General features: G+C 51.7%; 10 protein-coding genes. 1 reads left to right on the plus strand and 9 read right to left on the minus strand.

Annotated elements, in window-relative coordinates; genetic code table 11:
* Window positions 1-381: 381 nt before the first annotated feature.
* From XYCOK13_RS16840 to XYCOK13_RS16865, 6 genes are all read right to left on the minus strand, one after another.
* Entirely contained in the window at window positions 382-1,356 is a 975-nt protein-coding gene (locus tag XYCOK13_RS16840; protein WP_213413407.1) for a hypothetical protein, read from the minus strand.
* A 393-nt stretch (window positions 1,357-1,749) separates the two neighbouring features.
* Window positions 1,750-3,750, minus strand: coding sequence for a hypothetical protein (locus tag XYCOK13_RS16845; RefSeq protein ID WP_213413408.1), 2,001 nt, complete (start codon window positions 3,748-3,750; stop codon window positions 1,750-1,752).
* Window positions 3,751-3,840: 90 nt separating this feature from the next.
* Entirely contained in the window at window positions 3,841-6,375 is a 2,535-nt protein-coding gene (locus XYCOK13_RS16850) for a type II secretion system protein GspG (protein ID WP_213413409.1), read from the minus strand.
* Window positions 6,376-6,629: 254 nt separating this feature from the next.
* Window positions 6,630-8,150, minus strand: a complete 1,521-nt coding sequence (locus tag XYCOK13_RS16855; RefSeq protein ID WP_444545990.1) for an RCC1 domain-containing protein — start codon at window positions 8,148-8,150, stop codon at window positions 6,630-6,632.
* 306 nt (window positions 8,151-8,456) lie between these two features.
* Window positions 8,457-10,034 carry a glycoside hydrolase family 43 protein gene (locus XYCOK13_RS16860; RefSeq protein WP_244865222.1) on the minus strand — a complete coding sequence of 526 codons (1,578 nt, stop codon included), beginning with the start codon at window positions 10,032-10,034 and terminating at the stop codon, window positions 8,457-8,459.
* Window positions 10,035-10,120: 86 nt separating this feature from the next.
* Complete coding sequence (locus tag XYCOK13_RS16865; RefSeq protein ID WP_244865223.1) at window positions 10,121-10,756, minus strand: GNAT family N-acetyltransferase; 636 nt, start codon at window positions 10,754-10,756, stop codon at window positions 10,121-10,123.
* Between the two features lie 199 nt (window positions 10,757-10,955).
* On the opposite strand from XYCOK13_RS16865, the gene XYCOK13_RS16870 reads away from it, so the two are divergent.
* A complete protein-coding gene (locus XYCOK13_RS16870; RefSeq protein ID WP_213413412.1) occupies window positions 10,956-12,218 on the plus strand; it encodes an MFS transporter in 1,263 nt (420 codons plus the stop codon).
* 63 nt (window positions 12,219-12,281) lie between these two features.
* Here XYCOK13_RS16870 and XYCOK13_RS16875 read toward each other — a convergent pair whose 3' ends face one another.
* The 3 genes from XYCOK13_RS16875 to XYCOK13_RS16885 all read right to left on the minus strand — a co-directional run bounded on the left by XYCOK13_RS16875 (window position 12,282) and on the right by XYCOK13_RS16885 (window position 17,335).
* A complete protein-coding gene (locus XYCOK13_RS16875) occupies window positions 12,282-13,862 on the minus strand; it encodes a beta-sandwich domain-containing protein (RefSeq protein ID WP_213413413.1) in 1,581 nt (526 codons plus the stop codon).
* A gap of 161 nt (window positions 13,863-14,023) precedes the next feature.
* The gene (locus XYCOK13_RS16880) at window positions 14,024-15,766 is read right to left on the minus strand and encodes a sensor histidine kinase (protein WP_213413414.1); all 1,743 of its coding nucleotides are present in this window, start codon (window positions 15,764-15,766) and stop codon (window positions 14,024-14,026) included.
* A gap of 6 nt (window positions 15,767-15,772) precedes the next feature.
* Window positions 15,773-17,335, minus strand: a complete 1,563-nt coding sequence (locus tag XYCOK13_RS16885; protein WP_213413415.1) for a helix-turn-helix domain-containing protein — start codon at window positions 17,333-17,335, stop codon at window positions 15,773-15,775.
* Between the last annotated feature and the right edge of the window lie 74 nt (window positions 17,336-17,409).

Consider the following 17,409-nt stretch of genomic DNA (forward strand, 5'->3'; position numbering starts at 1 on the left):
CCGGTAGGATCAATGTTAGTGAGCGGATTATTATGCACATACGTATACAGATTCAAAGATAGTGGGTTTTCAAGCTCCCCCTCGTAGCTATCTTCATTCATAAAACTGTATAAGCCGGAAAGCAGAGGTATGGGCTTTCCGGCTAAATCAAATTACTTGTATTTTGTTGTTCAAGTGTAGGCACTTATTCATTATTGTTAATCTGCTATTCGACACTGAAAACCTTCCAAGTCTTACTCGGCTTCAATACGAAGAATATTCTCAATTGCGGAGATCCCATGGCCTATCCCATTCTAAAACAACATCAGAACAATAAGTTTTACAAGAACGGCTGATATTGACCTTCTGGACTCAACTTATTTTTCATAATTCGGACAAGGCTCACAACGAGAATTTACTCCGTAATTCGGCAACAACCTTTTGTAATAATTCCCTTTCTTGAGATTTAATATCCATCACTATCGTTATCGCTTCATCTAATAAATTGGGTTTATTCGTTATTGAATATTTCAAAAGAAGATTTCTTGCACTCAACGCTATTTTAGCTAATTTTTCAAAGTCTTCTATGCATGCCGTTTCTTCGTTTAATGCTTCAATATTTTTTAAGTATATAATTCTGCGGAGCATAATCGCTTTATGTTCCCACAACAAATGCAGCGGACGAATATCATAATATGTTCGCTTTTCGCGCAATTCCACCAAGTATTTAGCTATGTATTCATAGACCTCTAGCCCTAACGCAAACTGTGTTTGTTTATATCGATATGATGATGCCAAATAATCTTCCAAGTACCGAATGATCCGTTTCATATCAAACTGCGGCTTGCCATTCGAATAATTGAAAAGGTTAAAATAATAGGCCTGTATAGGCACACCTTTTTGTTGCAAAAAAGCTGTTTCTAGTTCGTCAAAAGTAATTTCGTAATCGGTATAGTGCTTCTTACCTATGAAACGAGTGTAAAAGATGTTTTGGGAAGTGTCATACCCATAGACTAGTATATTATGATCATAATTTGATACCAGGTATCTTTCAGAGTGCGGGATATAGTAGTCGTTCAGGATAGCTTCTACGTATTCGTTTCGATTAATCGCATCAATGATAAATCGTATTACTCCCCCGGGATATATTCGCACTACATCTTCCAAGAAGTCGTCATATTGCGAGAAATATGTTTCATGGAAAAAATCAAGTTGCGACAACCTATTTGTAGGTAAGTCATGAAAACATTTCAATTGAATGAAATTACTCAAAAACCAACCTTCATATTGTTCCTTTGTATCAACCATTGATAAATAATGAGCATGATGGTAATAAGAAATGATTGGCGGGTCAAATACCTCTAGAACTTTCCTCACTACTTCCACTTCCTTTTGTCAAGTTCATGAAATTCGAAAGCGCATTCGTAATAGCAAGGGCTGCATACAACAATGATGTTCAATCAGGCAAGGTTGTCTCTTTCGATGTTCTGCTTATCTACATGAACGGGAAGCCGGACAGATCCAACCAAGCATATCGTTGCGTACTCATTGTAAATAGATTCGATCTTGTCCCTCAAACGATCATAAGTCGTTGACTTATCAATCCCCTTTGCATCCTGCAATTTTGTTTGATCCCTAATTTAACGAGTATTCTTAATTTTATAATAAGTATAGCTTTTTCACAACCACTTTGTGTTCAACCTTCGCTTTCATAAATGGGCTGGTACTGGATAGCAGAAGATTTGCGTGTCAACCGAGAATAGCCTGCTTTTATTCGACATGCAAAATACCGAGAAGTCTCGCTTTTTCAAGAGGTTTTTTTTCGTTCTCCGAACGAATTGTATTGTCATCAGCGAAATAGTGAACATCGAATTGTTCGTGCATTTTGGGGATCTCTCGATATGGGTAGAGAAATGCCTTCTTCGTCTTCACCAGAAACAAGCGCCCTACCGGGGAATTAGCCGCTAACCGCCCAAGAGAATTAGACTGTGCTCCTTCTTCATTCTTATCTTTAGCCAAAGCGTTGGAGGCTGATGTTGCGCTTGCATAAGCAGGTGTGGACGATAATCCAATGACAGACAGCGCTGTCCCCCCGGCTACTTCGACTGCTGCCTTCTTCATCGCTTCCTTGGACGCTTCACTCAGCGCTTTCACCAGCATCTCATCGATCACGCTTTGCGCTTTGGCTGCTAATACTTCTCCTTCCGCCCTGGCGCCAAGTGCAGCGACATGACGAGCCCATGTTAGCACAGTTGGGACTTGCGCAGTGCCGGTCGCTTCCGCAACGAGCAGGGAATCGGCGACGGCCGAGACGGGTGTCGATACAGCACCTGTTTCAGCCATGACGCTTGTGGCCATGACAGCTGTTCTGGCCGTATTCGCTGCCGCGACCATACCGGAGGCCGTCTCCGACAAGGTGCCAATCGCAGGCGCCGTAATGGGCGCAGCCGCTCCCTCGCTCATGAGCGTGATGAGCAGCAGCCCGGTCACCAGGACAACCACCGATACGACGACGACGGTTTCTGTGGGATGATCGACCACGTATTGGGCGACTTCTTTCAATATGTGGAGATTAGCTTGATTGACTTCCTTGAATGTAAAGGCGGAGATCTGAATGAGATCCGGCAGCGCGCCTGATGCATAAGCGCCTTTCATCGTTCGGTTCAGCTTAAGCAGGTTGATCTGCGACTGCACCTTCACAAGGGCTGGCAATTGGATAGACTGCTGGTAGTATGTCTCGTCGCAGCACAAGAAGTAGCGGTCGCCGGGCTTTCCCATGAGCCTCGAATACATCACATCGCGAATCCCCGCAACACTCGCCTTGCCTTCCAGCTCGGAAGATATCGATTCGGCACGAACCTGAAGCAGCGGAACCTTTTTCAAGTCCAGCCCCTTCAAGGTTCCTCTCGGCCTGTAATCCCCGATATCGCTGCCGACAGGCGCCAATTGATCTGCATACGCCATAGCTTGCTTACGGACCTCGGCAGTCTCGCCGATTGTATGCGCGCGCAAGAAATTGCGGATGCAAAAAGCAGCCACTTCCCAGTCATCCACCTCTTTCCAATCCTGCTCCGGCCGTCTGAACGTGACACAGATCTCGTAGAGCAAGCATCCCGCGAACCTTCGCTCCACATGTATGTACATATCAAGAAACTCGACGTTGAGTTTCGGCAGAAGAATATGGATGAGGTAGAGGAAGATGGCCTGGAATTTATCGCTGACATAGATTTTCTTCTTTCTTCCCTGCGGATAAAACTCTCCCGGTTTGTAGATGCCGGCGAGTCCGTGCCGCCTATAGCTGTCCAGTAAACGTTGGACTTTCTGCTCTGCCGCCCGGATGCCCGGTTTGCTGTTAGGCTTGATATCGTAAAATTCGCTGCGTTCGCCAGTTTGTCTTTTGCGGCCGATGACGTCGCCATAGGCAAGGCGAGCAGGACTTACCCCTTTATAGGTGGAGATATCCGGCCAAGGCAGTCTTTTATCCGCCTGCAGCTTCTCTGCCAATCCTTTCAGGCTCTTGTGGCGCCGAACCAGCATATTCACGTAATCCTCCTTGCGGAGCGTATCCCACCAGTCATTGAACAAGCTGCTCTGAGGGGCATGCACATTCTGGACGATCGCGGAAGTTTCCTTGAGATAGTCAAGAACAATGGGCGCTTCGACGATCTTCAGCCCGAAGGCACTGGCATGGATCGGGGACATCTCATTCGGCGCGCCCGGATCTCCTGCATTCGCATAGATCGGCGCCATGCACCTGGTAACGGTTTTCATTTTCCACCTCGCCTATGTTCATGCATGCCAAGGCGGGCGGAAACAGCTAGAGCTTCCCGCCTGACAGGCACAGCCTCATCCGGCTTCTGATTAACCCTCTTCATCTTCGTCAAACTTATTCTGTATCTCAATATCTATGCCGCTGGTCGGCGTGTAATCGAACCAGCTCGCCACCAGAGACGCCGTTGCGGCGGCGGACATATCCGCATTGACTCCTTCACCGCCTGCTGTATGATCCGCACCTAAGGAGAGGAGATCATAGTCGTGGCTGCTGCCCGGATTCTTATAGACCAAATCATGGTTCCAGGCATCCTGGAATGGTGCGCCCGGCAGTACCGACAAGTCGGCCGGATAGGCGCGGTGGGTATCGTAATAATCTTCAATCAGCTTAATGACTTTCTGCATCGTATCCCAGGTCTTGCGCTGCTCCGGATGAAGCAGCGGCCGCGCATGCTTCTCCGGATTGGCAGGCGGGATGCTGGCATAATTCGTGCGGGCGAAGTTCGCTACCTCCTCCGCAATCGTCATATAAGGCGTCTTATCCTGGTCGGAGAACACGCCGGTATTGATCAGGTTGGTGAAGGACTCCTCAAAGCCCGGCCTGACCGGAATCACGATGCGCGCATAGCCTGCCCGAAGGAAATCCCGATGGTTGACGTCCGGATGCTCGAACAGCATCTTCTCCCGCGCCATGTCGTCCGAGCCCCAGAAATACGGATAAAGGAAATAAAGCAGGTTCTCCCATTCAACCGCATGGTGGAGATACTTGACGATGTCCCCGAATCCTGCCGCAGTCGCCCATTCGTCCTTCGAAAGCTGGCGGGCTGCGTCGGCGTTCGGCATTTCATCAGGAAGCTGGTGCTGTTCCATCTCCACCAGCTTCTTCAGGATCTTCCCTACTTCGGAAGGGGCGGGATCAAACTGTTCGCCAATGATCCAATGCAGCGTCTGGCGAATGAGCTCCTCACGCTCCAGGCGGCGCAGCGTCAGCGTGTCCTTGCCCGACAGCTCCATCCATAGCCGATCGCGTTCCGCTTGAAGTCTGGCGATTTCATCCTGCCATTTGGCAAACGCTGTATCGCGCAGCGCTGTCCAGCCTTTGGTCCGCCAAGCTTCGAGCGTCCCTTGCTCTCTAACAGCCCCCATCCCTACCGTAATGGTGACTCGGTTGACCTTCGAGTAGTACATGAAAAAACTGCCGTGCTTGCCGCTCCCTGAACCGGTCGAACTCCCTGTGAAGGTGCCGCCTTTCTCTGCGGAAGTGACGGTATAGGGACTAACCTGCAAACTCGTGGCTGGCGGGAACATCAAGCTGGGATTGTCAGGGCCTAACCACATGCCTTCAATTCGAACTCCGCTGCTGTCCATTCGATAGCCATCGGGAGCGGCAAACTCGAAAATTTCCATCCCCCCGTTAGGGTCTTGGAGAGAGCGAGTGATGCTAATCGGTATCGATTTCGGCGGCGGCGGTTCGATGACCGCTCCATATTTATCGGCCTCTGCCTTCCAATTGTCCTCGGTCAAGCCATCAAGCTTCAAAGTGAACACGAAGGGCTGGCGCACCCGCTCATCCAGCTCCCGCACCCGCCGATGCAGCGCCCACAGCCGGGCTCCCGGATTCGGAATGACGATGTCAAAGGTCAGACGCAGGCCATACCGAAACAGATCAGTCCGCCACTTCCGCATCATGCGGTAGTAGTCAATGCGCAGCGCGCGGTCATCATGCGGATTCGTAATAGTACGGAACGAGCTGTCCTCAACGCCTCGCTTCGTTTCGAGCTTGAAGGAAACCTTATGCTCTTGCCGCGTTCTGGCAGAGGCCTTCTCCGTCACTTCACGGGCACGCTGGGTGCTGTCCTTCACCACCTGCCGATTCTCCGCATTATTGTTCAGTCCTGTTGCTACGGTCATCGATACGGGGCCATAGCTTCCGCTCACCTGCGCGGAGAAGTTGAAGGCGCTGGCGTGCTTCGACTCGTTTTCCGTCGATATGGATGCATCCGTCTTTTCCGCGACACCTCGCTCGCTGTAGCTTTCGAAATAATCCTGGATAATGCGCTCGTACTCTTCGCTTGTCGTCGCCCATTCCTTGTGAGAAATCGTAACCGTTTCCTTAGGCGCAAGCGGTACCGTGTACATGAGCTCGCCGCGTTCCACGCCAACGGGATACATCTCAATTCGTTCCAGGTGAAGCTGCCCTACCGGTGCTGTCTTCATTCGCTTCTTGAATGCCTCAACGAGGAACGCCAGATTCCCTCGGTCATCCCTCTCTGCCATTAACGCGGCAATATCGGAAAGGAACCGTGAAGGAATAGGAGAGGCAAGCGAAGCAAGCGCTAAATTACTCACAGGCTTGCCTTCGTTCTCGTGCAAGATGCCTACAATGCGGATCAGCCTGCCGAAGCTCTCTTCCACCCAAGTGTTCTCAGCTGCGCCCAATTGTCGCAGGGTCCATGCTTTGGCTCTCTCGACATCCTCGGGCTTCATGCGCACTTGCCGGATGAAGTTGAGCTTCTCAAGCGCCCTGCCGCTTCTTCGGTCGTTCTCTTCCTGCTCCTCGGCTGTTTGCTCGATCATCACATAGCTGGATGAGCGCAGCACTCTCTTGCTATTGGTCAGCTCCATGGTATCCATAAACCTCCTTAAATTCTGAAAATTCATAATTTTATAAATAAATATCTACATTAAATATACCGCACTGCGGCTGAAAAAAATACAGGATAAAAAAAGCGCAACTGCGAGTCTGTTATCCGGCCGGTCGGTGCTTTGCCGATGGAACAAGAAGAAAAAAGCCTCGAAAGGCGCAAGGCCCATCAAGGCTGAGTAACTGGTCATCCAACCCATATCGCTCTCATATCTCAAGCAAGTCGGATCAAAGGTTATCGTTCCGTTAAATTTATGGTGTTCGTCTCTTTGGAAAAGGTTACTTCATACTGGAAGGCGTTCGCTACTGCCCGTAACGGAATGAAAATCCGGCTATTCTTCTCCACGGCAGGAACCTCCAGACGGTCATACAATTCACCGTTGACGTAAAGCTCGCTTTCCCCAACCTTCAGTTTGAGGGTCGTGTCATTTTTCGTAGCCGTGACTGTCTGATTGGCTCCGTCCCAGTGAATGTCCGTAACGCCCATCGCTGTCAAGGCATCGCGCAACGGCGTTAACGTCCTGCCCCGATCAACAAATGATCTGGCTCCGGATTGATTCGCCACATGCACGTCGTTGACTTGCAACTGGATCGATGGAAAAATCTCTACAATATTCTCATACGAGTTGTCCCATTCATCCTCGGGGAGCTTACCTTGTGTCAGCTGTCCGCTGTAATTGATGCCCCAGCCCCACAATGACCCGTCATGGTTGATGGCCAGCATATGCCCGGAATCATAGCTGTTATGCGAAATGGACATCCATTCCTTGCTGTCGCCAATTTTCTCGAACGCTTCTGTCCCCGCATGGAAGCCCCACCCCCAAAGCGATCCGTCTTGCTTGAGGGCTACAATCCCCAATCCATACAAGCCGTCCTGCGCAGAAACCATCTTCCAATCGTTGTCCTTGCCGACTTGCTCCGGCACCAGGAAATACGGATCGTCATCCTCGTTCTCAAAGAAGAATCCCTTAAAGCCCCAAAGCCACAATGTGCCATCGGATCGGATTGCCCAGGTTTGCGCACTCCCTGACGACACTGTTTTCCACTTGCTATCATTCAACTTTCGCGGAGTCTTCTGGAGATCTGCACTCGTATGGCCCACGCCAAGCCGTCCGCCAAACATCGCGCCCCAGCCATACATCGAGCCATCCTGTTTCAGGGCAATTGTAAATCGCTCTCCAGCAGTCACATCACTCCAATCATTGTCTCTGCCAATCTTAATCGGAACATTGCTCTGAGCGGTTGTCCCATTGCCCAGCTGACCGTTCCAATTCGCCCCCCATGCCCATAGGGTGCCATCCTGGGCCAGAGCAACATTATGAGCATAGTTAGTAGAAACCTTGCTCCACTTCGTTCCCTTGCCGATCTGCTGCAAGTCCAAACGGGTTTCCGTATGGCCAGTCCCCAATTGGCCAGCATCATTGAAGCCTGCGCTCCACATCGTTCCATCTTTTTTCACTGCTACAAAATGGTACATCCCCGCAGAGAAGTCTGTCCACTCCCCTTCCTTTCCGAGAACAGCTATGTTGGTGCCGTCAGGACTGTCAGCATTCACCTCGTATTGAGCGTCATTCCCCCAGTAATACAATGTCCCGTTTTCTGTCAACGCCATGGAATACCATTTTCCCGCGCCAGCTTTAACAAAATTCTCGTAAACATCAAGTCCATGCGCATGAATTGAAAATGTCATGAACCAGACAGGAATGCAAAGAAGCAGAATGAAAGTTTTCTTTGCCAAAAGTACAGTGTCTCTCATTTCTTGTCCCCCTTATCATTCGATGTTTTCTCTCAAGATTCGAAATCTTCAAGAAAGAGATTACAATGAGTATAACATATTGATACAATTTATAGCTGAGAGAAAAGATTGTCGCGCCTCATCGCTATCCCCTCATCATCCGTATGTTCTATGCCAGGACTCCTTCCTGTTCGACACGATGATCGCGGTCAACGTCCGCATGACGAATCCGGATGCAAGCGACAGTCAAGTGTGTGAGGCGGCGAAATCGGCTCAGATCAATCATATGTCTTGAGAGACTCTGATTCTCAGGCCACATCCACAGCTTTACAACTCTTTATACCGGAAGTAATCAAAATCCGCATGCTTTCGCGTGCCAGCCAAGTCTTGCACACAGACGCCGACGAAATTGCCTGTGAAGCGGATGAGATCCGCATAATCGTCGGACAGATGCCGAATACCAATTGCCGGACCCACATTTTTCCAAGCCTCCCCGTCCAACGAGTAGTGAAACTGCAGGCGCTCGCGATGAACAACGGCTTTCAGATAGCAGCGCTCGTTCCCCTCCACTACCACTTCCTCATCCAGCAGCTCGTCATACTGTCCGGCAATCGACTGTATAATGCCTAGAACCTTCCCCACACCCTCCAGATGGGTCAGGCGCAAGTAAACATAATCGTCTGTATCGTAATAGAGTATGAGTCCCGCCATTTGCTGAAAATGCTCAGGTTCAAATTCAACTGCCGTCTCCGCTTCGAAATGGAAGGATTGCTGGCGTCTCGCTACCAGGCTTTGCGCATGCAGCGAGCTCATCGATTCCCGTCCCGACAAGCGCAAGTAGCCTGTTCTCGCAGTCAGGGACAGCCATGACGGATCAGGCGGCAGTCTTAATGTGTTCCAATGCAGGGAAAGTTCCGACTCATCGAAGTCGTCCTTCTCCGGAATCGGCTTGACTGGGGCCGCCGGAATCGCAGGCGCCTGCACTTCAACTGAGGGCGCATTCCCGCCATCCGCCAATCGCAGCCAGCCATCTTCTGTCCAGCCGCACCGCTGCAGAGCCGTCTCCCTTCCCAATATGCAATACCGGGCTGCTGCGGGGCGTCCGCATAGATGCGCCAAATACCATTCGCCCGTATGGGTCTCGACCAATGACCCGTGGCCTGCCTTCTGCAACGGAAGCTCGGGATGCCCCTTGCTGGTGAGCATCGGTCCTGCCGGGTCCGTCTCATAAGGCCCGGTAATGGACTTCGCCCGTGCGACCGTCACCGCATGCTCATACTGGGTGCCGCCCTCAGCGGTCATCAAATAGTAGTATCCGTTGCGCTTGTACAAATGGGGCCCCTCAGTCAACCCCAATGCGGTCCCTTTGAAGATATTGTAAACCGGGCCAATAAGCTGCCGGGCTTCGACAGAATATTCCTGAAGCAGGATTCCGGCGAAAGCGTTCCTGCCCTTCCGGAAATCCCACAGCATGTTCAGCAGCCATTTGCGTCCATCCTCATCATGAAACAGCGAAGGATCGAAGCCGCTGCTGTTCAAATATACGGGATCAGACCAAGGGCCTCTGATATCCTTGGCGGTCACCAGGTAGTTGTGCGTGTCCTTGAAGGCGCCCCTTCTCGACTTGACATCCGTGTAGATCAGATAGTAGGTGCCCTCGTCATAGCTGAGGCAAGGCGCCCAGATGCCCCCTGAATTGATATTCCCGGTCATATTGAGCTGTGACAAACGCTGCAGCGGATGGGCGATCAGCTCCCAATGAACGAGATCCCTGGAATGATGGATTTGCACGCCTGGAAACCACTCGAAGGTGGAAGTCGCAATGTAATAGTCCTCTCCGACGCGCAAAAATGACGGATCCGGATTAAACCCCGGCAAGATTGGGTTGATGATAGTGCCTGCCATATACATCTCTCCTGTTTCATAGATTTGTCCAACTGTTGCAATAGAACGATTGACGCCAGATTGTCGGCTTCGCAGTCCTCACTCAATCAGAACTCATGAACCTCCGATGAACGGACCGCATCCAGAAATGCTTGCGGCGCTTTGCAAACTTGCAGCTTCCTGAAGTCTTCCTCAGGCATATGTTGCTCCAGAATAGGCAGGCATGCTTCCAAGTCGTTCTGTCTGCCTCCGATTACCGGGTCAGACAACAGGCAAAAGCCGAAGTCCGCATACAGCTTAATGGCCCGAAAACTGGAAGGCTGCGTGTGGAGATATACAGGATAGTCTTCCTTCTTAAGCCGCTGCAGGACTATGGACAGCAGCGCCCTGCCGATCCCCCTTCCCTCGTACGCTTTCACTACCTTGAACCAATGCAGCGTTTGAACCTGGTTATAGGCCTTCCAGATGAAGCAGGTACCTATCGGCTCATCTTCCGTGTTGCACACAAATAGGCAGGTTTCATAGAACAAGTCCCCTTTGCTCGCATACACATCCTCGAAATACTTCGTCATAAAATCTCGGTATTGCGCCGCAGTGTGAGGATCATCGAAGTGGATGTCCTTCCAGATGTCCAACTCGTTCTTTCTGCACGTTCTTATATGGAACCCTGGCGGCATTGTACGAGCCGCAGTCGTATTGAACGATGCACACATCATAAATAGATTAAGATCAGGTATGTCCACAGTCTTATCATCCTTCCACTAACATGAGCCCTTTACGAATGTAACGAGACAGGTATAAGTATAAAGTGAATTCTGACTATTGCCAATTCTCTTCCCTTCCTTATTTTCATAAAAAAACTGCCTTTACAACCTAAAAAATCTCTGTTATATTCCTGCTCATACTTTCATCAGCTGAAAAATAGGAAAGGATGTCCTTCTCTTGAACAATGCGAAACCTGCTGCAACCCAAGCCGAGTCGTCGAGCCCATCCGCAAGTAGAACGGTTTTCCCCATTCTGTTCGCAATCAGCATCGTTCACCTGCTGAACGATACGATGCAGTCGACGGTATCTGCCCTATTCCCGATATTGCGCGATGAGCTGAGCTTAACCTATACGCAGATCGGCATCATCGCGCTGGCGATGAATTTGACGGCATCCTTGCTCCAGCCTTTGATCGGCCAATTTGCGGATAAGCGGCCCATGCCGAGCATCCTGCCTATCGGCGTTTGCTTTACGCTTATAGGCATCGTCGGCCTTGCCCTTGCGCCCCATTATGCGTTGATCCTGCTTTCTGTTACCGCACTCGGTATCGGATCGGCGATCTTCCATCCGGAATCATCGAGAGTCGCATATTTGGCAGCAGGCCAAAGACGCGGCCTTGCGCAATCCATCTTTCAGGTAGGCGGCAATTTGGGCAGCTCGCTGGGTCCCATTATGACAGCCCTCCTGTTCGTACATATCGGGCAGTTGGGCGTGATCTGGTTCGTGTTCGTCGCGATCACCGGCATTCTGATCCAATGGTACGTAGCCAAGTGGTACAAGCAACAGCTTGCTGTGCCCAAACCGAAGGTGAAAGCGCGCGCGGGCAACAACAATCGGGCAAATAGGCCGCTTCTGTCCAAACAGCGAGTAGCGTGGGCAATGGTCATACTTATGACGCTCGTTGTTTCCAAGAACGTCTATATTTCCAGTATTACGAGCTACTATACATTTTTCTTAATTGATGATTACGGCGTGTCGATTCGCAACGCTCAGTTTTATCTGTTTGCCTTCCTGGCGGCTGCAGCCGTCGGCACATTCCTGGGTGGCCCCATGGCCGACCGCTTCGGCAGACGTACGATTATATGGTGGTCAATCTTGGGTACAGCCCCCTTCTCGCTATTGCTGCCCTACTCGAACCTCTTCTGGTCAGGGATCATGGCTGTGTTGGCCGGCTTTATTCTGTCGTCTGCGTTTTCCATTATCGTGGTCTACGCGCAGGAGCTGCTTCCGGGAAGAATCGGTTTTGTGTCCGGACTGTTCTTCGGGCTTGCTTTCGGCATAGGAGGGGTCGGTGCAGCTGTTCTCGGGGGCATTGCGGATATGACCAGCATCAGCCTGGTCATGAAGGTATCGGGCTTGCTTCCGCTGCTGGGCGTGCTGGCCATCTGGCTGCCGAAGGATGAACAGCTGCGGCAAGGGGACGCTGCCGCACAAGCGTGAGGAGCGCCCCCGTCCAGCCGGCTGTAACTGATGGAAATAGCGCGGAGAGCTCGCCGGAGCACACTACTTCCACAGGGTGATGCCAAACAGATGGATGTTCGGCAAATCCGGCAGCCGCAGTCTCACAGGGGTGCGGACGGCAGGGAACGGAATTTTCTTGGCGTACAGATTCGTCTCGGTAGGCAGTTCGCCCGTCCCTCTGCGCCTCGCCTTGGATCGCCAGGCGATGATTTCGCCGTCTACCGGCGTATATGTCCACCAGTCCGAAAAGCCGAACTTCAGATCCAGCGCGGACTGGTCATCGAACTCAACGGTCAGCGCGGATTGGTAGTCGCCGAAGGTGCTGCAGCCAAGAAGCATGATGCCCTTGCATGGACCGGCGGACAACTCGATGACCTGGCCTTCGCAGAGCAGGCTGTCATAAGCATCCAGTTCATGCGCGGGAAAGGCGAAGGACATATCGGCAGCATGAAGAATTCCTTGCGGAACGGGTTCCCGTGAGAAATAATACCCTTCCCCGTCAATATTGGCGGTGTCGGCATGATTCTCAATCGCTCTCGCCGTCAAGTAAGGAATGAGATCAACATGAATCAGCTGCTCGACAGTGAGCGCATTCGCGTCGACCGCTTCGGTGGCCGCTTCCCCTTCGCCGAGCTTGTCCTCTTTTCCCAAAAGTTCATGCAGCGCTTCCAATGCCACATTCTCTGCCTGGCTCGCTGCGATGATCTTCTCTGCCATGTCGCTCGTGATGGCGTCTTGCGCAGCCCCATCCTTCCTCCCCTGTCTGGTCTGGGAATACAGCTTGGTCAGCTGGCCGCGAATGATGGTCCATCTGTTGACCAACTGATCGAAGGCATCCGCCGAACCATGCAGGGAAGGCTTGGCGGCGCGCTCGGCCAGATAGCGCAGCATCAGCGCATAATTGCGGCGTGCCATGATGAGGGCGCCCATCCCTACAAACAGCAGGCAGTGTCCGAAAGTGGCTATCCCTCTGGTCTCTTCTTCGATGTCGACCCCGGGCAAGGCTTCAGCCAACGCCCGCATCCCTGCCGCGGTCATGCCTTGATCCAGTTCCTCCCGAACCAATTCACGCAGCCGGGCCAGAATGGCGGCATTATCCGCCACGCTCGGCTCGACGGGCTGCACCGTAATGCAGCGGTCGAATCCCTGCTCGAACAGGTCGTAGGCAAGCGTGGATTTCTCCCTTTCGAAGAAGGGATCGATGCACAGCAAGCCTTTTGTTGCCGGGTCAATGCCTATCGCAATCATCATGTGCTGGGCATCGTGCCGCAAGCCGTAATTCGGGCTCCAGGGATTGTAATGGTCGTCCTGCGCGAATATGACCGGATGACCGTCCCGCAGTTGTTCCTCCATAAGACGAATCGCTTCCTGCGGGGAAAGCTCGCGATGCAGCTTCATGCGCAAGCCGTGGAAGGTCTCCATTAACGCAAAGGCCCTCTGGAAATCCAACTGCATCCGCGTTCCGAGCGTGGGCTTGCCGGGCGATGCCGGATGAAAGGCAAACTTCAATCCCTCTGCGTGCACCATGCGGAAATCCTTGCCATACCAATGCGTCACGGTATCCAGAACGTCGTCGAAGCAATTCCCTCCGTTTTTTCTAGGTTGAATGTTCAAGTCGATCAAGTTGCAGACGCCTCCTCCAATGATTGTCTAGTAGAATGAACCCAAGGTCTACCTTCCATTGTATAATGAAAGCGCTTTATAGAACACTGCACAAATCAACGGAAAAGAACTTCATTTTCAGGTTGCGCTTGGCCCCTCTTCGCCGCGCTCCCCTCTGCCTGCTATTCCTTTTTTTCTTCAAACTCGCGCACAGGGAACTCGATTCGCACCGTCGTTCCCGCCCCAACCTCGCTCTCGATGCGAACGCCGTAGTCCTTGCCGAAATGCAGCTTGAGCCTCTGGTCTACGTTGCGAATGCCGTAGCCGAGCGGCTCGCCCGTCTTCTTGAAGATCGCCTGAATCGTATCCTCGCGCATGCCGAGTCCATTATCCGCAATTGCCATCACGATCCGCTCCTTCCCCTTGGCTGCCGTCAGTTTTATCGCAATCTCATCATCGTACCAGGCATGCTCCAGCGCGTTTTCCACGAATGGCTGCAGGATGAACTTCACTGTCTCATAGTGAAGAATGTCAGGGTCTATGTCGTACTCGATGCGAATGCGGTCCCCGTACTTGATATTCTGGATTTCAAGATAGGCTTCAATAATTTGAATCTCCTTCTCGATCGGGATGACCATCTCCCCTTTGTTCAAGGAGAGCCGATAAAATTTCGCCATGGATCGGATAATCTCATGCAGCTTCTCGATCTCTCCCAGCTTCGCCATGCGGCTGATCGAGGAGAAGGTATTGTACAGAAAGTGCGGGTTCATCTGTCCATGCAGGACCTGCAGCTCGGTTTCCTTCTTCTCCAGCTTGCTGATATACACCTCGTCAATCAGCTTCTCGATTGTGGACGCCATGTCATTGAACGCATCGCTGATCAGGGCAAATTCGTCATGGCCCCGGTATTGAATCCGCTTGTGCAGCTCCCCCTCCTTGAAGGACTTTAGCGAAGCCATCAGCTTGTGGAAGCGCTTGGAGAAATATCTCGAGATCAGCATGCTGAACAGCAAAAGAACAAGCAAGCTGACCAAGCAGATCAGAATCGTCATATTGCGCACAAGTCTGGAGTTGTCCTTGAAGGACGATACAGGGATCAACGCGACGAGTTTGGCAGGGAAATTGGATATTTCCTCCTCTATGGCCAAGTACTCGCTTGCATCCACCTGCAGGGACCCCGCATACATCATCGCGTTGTGCGAGCTGGCGAAGAGGACCTCCTGCTTCGGATCAACCACGAACAGCTGGGAGCCGGAAGCAAGCGTATTGAATTCGACATCCTCGAAGATATCCTTCAACTTCACGGTTACTTTAATCAGCCCGATGGAATCGAACGTCTCGTAATCGATCAACGGGCGCAGGAATGATATATTGTGGTACTGAAAGTCGTTGCCCACCTGTTTCCACAGGGTGCTGTTGTACGTCAGGTCCAACGCTCGATACCATGGCTCCTGCCTGATTCGGCTCGTGTGGAAAATACCGAACTGGCGGGCGCCGGACCTCAGCGCTTCCTCGGTCTCGTTATAGTAATATTCACTGAAGTTCGCTTCATCCAAATACAAGGCAAGGCGGACATTCTGCGTAGGCAGGTTGGAAGCAAGCTCCACCCGCGGAAGCACATATTGCGTTGTCACGACATAGCGGTCCCAGTCTACGAAATAGCCGGACAGATAGCGGCTCAGCACCTGATCGGCGTAAATCTCATCGGAGCTCCGCATCGCGTCATTCACCCGGAACTCCACATTTCGCTTGATCTGCTTGACGGCTGCGTCCAGGTTCTCCCGCGTATGCTGTTCAATCGATTGCACGGATGTCATGTAGGCGTAGCTGCCGATCACGATTACCGGAACAAGCATGATGAACAGATAGGAGATAAACAGCTTGTAGGAAAACGGGATGAACAGCGGTTTGCGCTTCTTGCTCATACGGGATCATCTCTGCTTTCTATAGTCGCCTGGCGTCAGGCCGACCATCTCACGGAATGTTCTGCTGAAGTAGGTCAGGCTCTTGTAACCGACTTGATCGGCGACCTCGTACACCTTCCAATGATGGTCGCGCAGCAGCTTCTTCGCTCGCTCCATTCTCCGCTTCACCACATATTCATTGAAGCTTTCCCCCTTGTAATCCTTAAAGAGAAAGCCCAAGTGGTTGGGCGAATAGGAGAAATGATTGGCTGCCTCCTTCAGGGTGATCTCGCCGGAAAGGCGTTCCTCCACATACTGCTCGATATCCTCGAACAGCTTGCGGTTCTTGCTTTGCCTCTTCGTGAAAAGCTGCTCGGAAATCTCGAAGGTCGTCCGGCGCATCCATCGCTGCATATCTGCAATCGTTTCGAATTGCTGTACGATCGCAATCGTATCCGTCTCCAATCCCAGCAGACTGCGGAAGGATTCATGGAGCGTATGCAGGTAAGTCTCCAGCTTCGTGACGATATGGATCGCATAATTGTAAACCTTCGAGGGGTGCTCAAAGCCGCTAACCAATCGAAACAATTCCTCAATGCAATCGCAGATTTGAACCAGCCTGTAGTTGGCCATGGCAGAAAAAAGCCGGTCCAGCACTTGGTTCACATCGAACGCATCCTGTTCTTCGGCATGCCGCCAAACAGCATGGGGGGACAGCAGCCTGTTGTTGCCGTGAAACATCTTGTACGCCATGAATGTCTGCGCTTGCTTGAAGGAGCGGTGAATCGCTTCGAGCTGATTCACCTCATGTCCGTAGCTGACCGTAACCGTGAAGGCGCAGGCTTGCCCGATCGCTTCAATTAATGCCGTGAGCGCTTGTTCGATTTCACGGCTGTCCTGCGTGAAGACAAGACCGAGCTGATATGGGGAGAGTTTGCACCAATAGCCCAGCCGATGCCGCTCGACTGCTTGCGCGGTTTGCTGGAGATAGGTCGCCAGCACGGCTTGCTCGGACTCCGGCAGATGCTGCTGCTTCCACGCCGCTCCATCGATCTCAATCAAGGCCGCATGGATCGGTCCTTGCGGGAACGCCACGCGATAGGCTTCCACGAAGGTTCTCAGCTGTTCCGGCTCGATGCTTCCCTCAAGCAAATGCAGGATAAAGTCATGTCGGATAAAGGAAAAGGAGTGAATGGAATTCTCGCCGGTTCGCTCCGCATCCAGCTGCGCCGTCAGCTCCTTCAGGATAGCCACGAATTCATGATCGTCCACAGGCTTGAGCACATACCCCTCCGCCTTCAGGTGCAGCGCCTGCTTCGCATAGTGAAAATCCTGATAGCCGCTGATAAAGACGGTCTTCAGCTGCGGATTGCGTTCAGCCGCCCGCTTGGCAAGCTCCAGGCCAGACAGCACCGGCATCTTGATGTCGGTGACGAGAATATCGATCTCATGGTTCTCAATGAAGCGCAATGCCGCCAGAGGCTTGTTTTCACAGCAAACCACCTCTATGTTCAACTCCTCCCACGGGATCAGCTTCCGCATTCCTTCCAGATCATAGGTCTCATCATCCACTAATACCGCTTTGTACATTGGCTTGCCCCCTTGCCGCACAGATGTTGTCTCGAGCAAGCGCTTTCAGGCTTGCAAATGAAAAAATGGGAGAA

Source organism: Xylanibacillus composti (assembly GCF_018403685.1).
Lineage (GTDB): Bacteria > Bacillota > Bacilli > Paenibacillales > K13 > Xylanibacillus > Xylanibacillus composti.

Bases quoted from the DNA above. Each gene is read 5' to 3' on its own strand.
- XYCOK13_RS16850 (WP_213413409.1), bottom strand. From the start codon at position 6,375: ATGGAGCTGACCAATAGCAAGAGAGTGCTGCGCTCATCCAGCTATGTG.
- XYCOK13_RS16885 (WP_213413415.1), bottom strand. From the start codon at position 17,335: ATGTACAAAGCGGTATTAGTGGATGATGAGACCTATGATCTGGAAGGA.
- XYCOK13_RS16860 (WP_244865222.1), bottom strand. From the start codon at position 10,034: ATGGCAGGCACTATCATCAACCCAATCTTGCCGGGGTTTAATCCGGAT.
- XYCOK13_RS16855 (WP_444545990.1), bottom strand. From the start codon at position 8,150: ATGAGAGACACTGTACTTTTGGCAAAGAAAACTTTCATTCTGCTTCTT.
- XYCOK13_RS16880 (WP_213413414.1), bottom strand. From the start codon at position 15,766: ATGAGCAAGAAGCGCAAACCGCTGTTCATCCCGTTTTCCTACAAGCTG.
- XYCOK13_RS16845 (WP_213413408.1), bottom strand. From the start codon at position 3,750: ATGAAAACCGTTACCAGGTGCATGGCGCCGATCTATGCGAATGCAGGA.